General features: G+C 37.4%; 3 protein-coding genes. All 3 read left to right on the top strand.

What is annotated here, in order from left to right; genetic code table 11:
* The first annotated feature begins 178 nt into the window (after positions 1-178).
* Positions 179-1,432: a sugar MFS transporter gene (locus CWB66_RS19475; RefSeq protein WP_138586651.1), complete on the top strand. Its 1,254-nt coding sequence runs from the start codon at positions 179-181 to the stop codon at positions 1,430-1,432.
* A 248-nt stretch (positions 1,433-1,680) separates the two neighbouring features.
* Positions 1,681-3,570: a methyl-accepting chemotaxis protein gene (locus tag CWB66_RS19470; protein WP_138586650.1), complete on the top strand. Its 1,890-nt coding sequence runs from the start codon at positions 1,681-1,683 to the stop codon at positions 3,568-3,570.
* Positions 3,571-3,584: 14 nt separating this feature from the next.
* Positions 3,585-4,661: a GGDEF domain-containing protein gene (locus tag CWB66_RS19465; RefSeq protein WP_252371801.1), complete on the top strand. Its 1,077-nt coding sequence runs from the start codon at positions 3,585-3,587 to the stop codon at positions 4,659-4,661.
* Positions 4,662-4,836: the final 175 nt, after the last annotated feature.

Genomic DNA, 4,836 nt, shown 5'->3' with positions numbered 1-4,836 from the left:
CTAGATACAAAAATTTTTGCCTAGTTCTAGCGTAATTTTTTAACGTTAAATAGACCCCATATATAAGCAGGTTGGAATTAAAATCCATACATAATTGGAACGTTCTTTTTTAGTTTGTGTGTAATTCGCTGATAAACATGTAAAATCGTTTTCAACTTGTTAATGGAGTGAAAACAACGTGAGTGAACTAAATACAAATCAACCATTCGCGGTCAATGAACAGCCAAATAAAAATTACCTGTTTCCACTGACTGCGATGACAACCCTTTTTTTTTTATGGGGGTTTATAACTGTTTTAAACGATGTACTAATACCACGCCTAAAGGGGGTATTTGACCTAAGCTACTTTGAAGCAATGTTAATTCAATTCTGCTTTTTTGGGGCTTACTTTATTGTCTCTATTCCGGCAGGGATGTTAGTTAAACAACTAGGTTACAAAAAAGGTATTTTAACAGGGCTCGTCGTTGCGTCTATAGGGTGTTTATTATTTTACCCTGCTGTAGTGGTGCATGAATATTGGATCTTTTTAAGCGCTTTATTTGTTCTCGCTTCTGGTATTACTGTCTTGCAAGTTTCAGCTAACCCTTATGTAGCTGCCTTAGGTCCTGAAAAGACAGCCTCATCACGCCTTAATTTAGCACAAGCATTAAATTCATTAGGCACAACCGTAGGGCCTTATGTTGGTGGCTTATTGTTTTTCGGTACAGCCGGCACACTTGCGGCTTCTGCAGCTACAGCTGAATCGGTAAAAGTACCTTATTTGATGCTAGCGGCTGCACTCCTTATTATTGCTATTGTATTTGCATTTATTAAACTTCCTGAAATAGAATCGCACAAAGGAGAAAATAATCAGCGAGATCAAGCACGCTCTTTGGCGCAAGCACCGCATTTAAAAATGGGGGTTATTGCTCTTTTTTGTTATGTAGGTGGTGAGGTAGCAATAGGAAGTTTTTTAGTTAATTATTTTGGAGAAGCTCATATCGCAGGACTTGAAGAACATGCAGCCGCTACTTTGATTAGCTATTACTGGGGAGGCGCTATGGTTGGCCGTTTTATAGGCTCAGCTTTACTACAAAAAATAGCCCCCTCTAAAGCGATAGCATTTAATGCCTGCTGCGTTATTGCATTATTATTAATCACTATTTTTACCCAAGGCGATGTTGCTTTATATTCCGTACTTGCGATTGGCTTATTTAATTCGATCATGTTTCCGACTATTTTTTCTGTTGCTATTGAAAGACTTGGGCCGCTCACGAGTAAAGGTTCGGGTTGGTTATGTTTAGCGATTGTAGGTGGTGCACTCGTACCATTAGCTCAAGCTTTAATTGCAGATACGATAAGTATACAAGATAGCTTTTTTATACCCATGATCTGCTATGTATTTATTGCTTGGTACGGATTTAACGTCGTACGTCTAGCTAAAAAGTGGTAAATGCCGACTTTTTATAAGTGACTGAATACGTATTCAGTCACTTATAAAACAACATTCTTTTGGAACGCTCCAATGCGAGTGTGTAAAACAAGTTATACTCCTGAGCAGCAAGTTTCCTGTTACTTACTTTAAGCCTTTATTCTTATTTTTAATCAATTACCCATTTATAAGCCTCAAGAGCTAAGATGTTTTGCTAAATCTTGCTAAAATGTAAATGCTTATAAAGATAAAAATAAATAAGGGCGTTTATGTTCAACTCATTGAAATTTACAAGTAAGGTTACGATTGCAGCATCGCTAGTGTTAGTGCTCGTTCTTGGTCTTTTTACTATTAATAATTATGTATCGATGCGCAATGAAACACAGCAACAGTTAGCGCTCGTTTTACAGCAAAATTCAGAATCTGTTTCACAAAATATAGCGAGCTGGCTCAATGCTAAACTTGCAATTGTCGCCTCTGTCGCAAAAACGTATAAAGTTGGCGATTCTAAGTCACTTACCTTATCTCAGCTTAATACAGCAGAATTAGCCGGTAGTTTTAAAAACACGTATATTGGTAAATCCAGTGGTGTGTTTATTTTAAATGATGAAACGGTTGTTTTACCCCCCGACTTTGATGCAACAACACGGCCTTGGTATAAGTTAGTAGAGAATAAATCAAATACGGCTTTTACCACTCCTTATATCGACGTAACTACAAATGAGTTAACCATTTCAGCCGTTGTACCTATACAAGATAATGGTCAATTTAGAGGTGTTGCGGGTGCTGATATTGATATGCAAACCGTTTCTAAAATTATTGCTGATATTGACTTTTTAGGTTTGGGGTATGGCTTTTTACTTGATGAAAACGCGCAGGTCCTTAGCCACCCAGATAGCGCACTTAATTTAAAAAATACGACTGAGTTATTCGGTACAGCTACGCCTTTGCAAAGCACATTTACAGAGTATGAGGTTCAAGGCCAAACTAAATTAATCTCATTTACTAAGATACGCGGTATTGAGAACGTTGACTGGTACTTAGGTGTGGTTATAGATAAAGATAAAGCATTCGAAAGTGTATCAAGCTTTGGAAAAATGGCGGCTTTATATATGGTTATCGGTATTGCCGTTATTGTGCTTTTAATGCAAATGCTGTTACGTTATTTAATGCAACCGATGAATCGATTAAACGATGCCATTAAAGATATAGCGCAAGGCGAGGGCGATTTAACACGTCGTTTGGTCGTCGAAAATGATGATGAATTTGGCGAGCTAAGTCATTTTTTTAACATGTTTATTGAAAAAATTCAGCACTCTATTGAGCAAGTAAAACACACAACAGCACTATTAGAGGAGGCAATAACAAGTCTGGTTTCGCAAACGCACTCGTCGCTATCAATGTTTGATGATCAAAGTAAACGTACTAATAATGTAGCGGCAGCTATTAACCAATTTTCAGCTACTGCGTTGGATATATCTCATAATGCGAGCAATGCCTCTCAGTTAGCAAAAGATGCAAATCAACACTCCACGCAGAGCCAGGAAACATTAAATAATAATGTAGCAAGTATTCATCAACTATCTGCCAATATTGAGCAAGCACAGCAAACGATAAATAGCCTAAATGCTCACACAGCAAGTATTGGTCAAGTTCTCGAAGTTATTAAAGGGGTCAGTGAGCAAACTAATTTACTGGCACTCAATGCTGCAATTGAGGCGGCTCGAGCCGGTGAGGCTGGTAGAGGGTTTGCAGTCGTTGCGGATGAAGTAAGGCAACTCGCGTACAGAACTCAGCAATCTACTCAAGAAATTGAAGACACCGTTGGTCAGTTGCAAAAGGGCTCAAATTTAGCTGTTGAACTGATGAAAACCAGTTTAGAGGATAGCGAAAAAAGTGTTCAACAAGCGGATGCTGTTGGCGATGTAATGTCACAAATTATTGAAGCGATAAAACAAATTAATAATGCCAACCATACCGTTGCTAATGCAACAGATGAACAAAATCATGTTGTTAAAATATTAGATACTGATATTCGCACTATCAGCGAACTTTCTGAGCAAGGTATTGGCAATCTAAATAATACACTTAATGAATGCACTAAGCTTAAGCAACAGTTTAGTAATTTAGACAGTATGGTTAAAAAATTTAAAGTATAGGTAATGCATAAAACATGGTAAATAAACAAAATTGGCTCAATGTAATAAACATCGACAGTGTTTATAGTTCAGATAAGCAACGCCAAGCGTTTTCTTTATTTACTATGATAGGCATTGCAATAGTGGTGATCACGCTGCTGGTGTTTTTAAATTATAGCGTTTATTCACCAATACTAACTGTTGCTTTGGTGATAGTGAACTTTACAATTATAAGTTGTGCAATTTACTTTATAAAAACAGGTAAACTCGAAATTGTCGCATTGATCAGTATGATCATTGTATTCATTATGTGTATTGCGCTTACTTATACTGGTGGAAAAGAAAACACTGCTTTGTATTGGCTGATGTTTTATCCTGTGGTTACCTTCGCGAGTTTAGGCGTGCGGCTTGGTTGTTGGTTGGGTCTAAGTTTACTACTTTGCTGTATTGCGCTTTTATATGGTCCCAATTTTGGCCAAGTTAGTTATGGTGATGTAGAAAAAACCCGTTTTATAGCTTCTTTTTCCCTTGTTTTTTTATTTTCGTTTATTGGTGAGTATTTTAGGCATAAAAGTCATTTGGCTATTGCTGATATTACGCTTGAACAAAAGCAAGACGCTTATACTGATCCCTTAACAGGTGTTGCTAATAGGCGTTTTATAACCTCGCATTTTTTAAAGCTTGCACAAACTCGACCTGAGCAATATTTACCCTTCTCAATTTTATTAATCGATTTAGATAATTTTAAATCCTTGAACGATACATATGGTCATGACTTTGGTGATACCGTTTTGATTGAATTTACTAAATTACTCGAATCACAGTTTTCAACGTCTGCTTTAAAATCTCGCTACGGTGGGGAAGAGTTTGTGGTCATTTTACCAAAACTCAAATCGGCTGAAGCAACTTTATTAGCCGATGACTTTCGTGAATGTGTGGCAAAGTATTTAATGATTACTAACGACAATAAAAAAGTGACTATCACCTGTAGCATTGGCGTTGCACAAGTAAATGAAGTGGAAGGCTATAGCAATGGCTTAAAAGAAGCGGATGAATTTTTGTATAGGGCTAAAGCGTTTGGGCGAAATAAAGTGATATCTATTAATAACTAACCTGAACTCTGGTTATTCCCCATAAATAGGCGATAACGCAGCATAAATGCCAAACATGCGCTGCCCTTTGGGTTCTTTCTAGGGACGATTAACTCTTTGTTGCTCGGTTTTTACTTAGCCCACTAGGTTACAAACCTCGCGCCGCGATTAAATCGTCCCTAGATTGAACAAGTGT

This window comes from Pseudoalteromonas sp. S558 (assembly GCF_005886635.1).
GTDB classification, from domain to species: Bacteria; Pseudomonadota; Gammaproteobacteria; order Enterobacterales; family Alteromonadaceae; genus Pseudoalteromonas; species Pseudoalteromonas aliena.
Note: the sequence above shows the minus strand (reverse complement) of the source record. Positions and strands in the feature narration are given on the sequence as shown.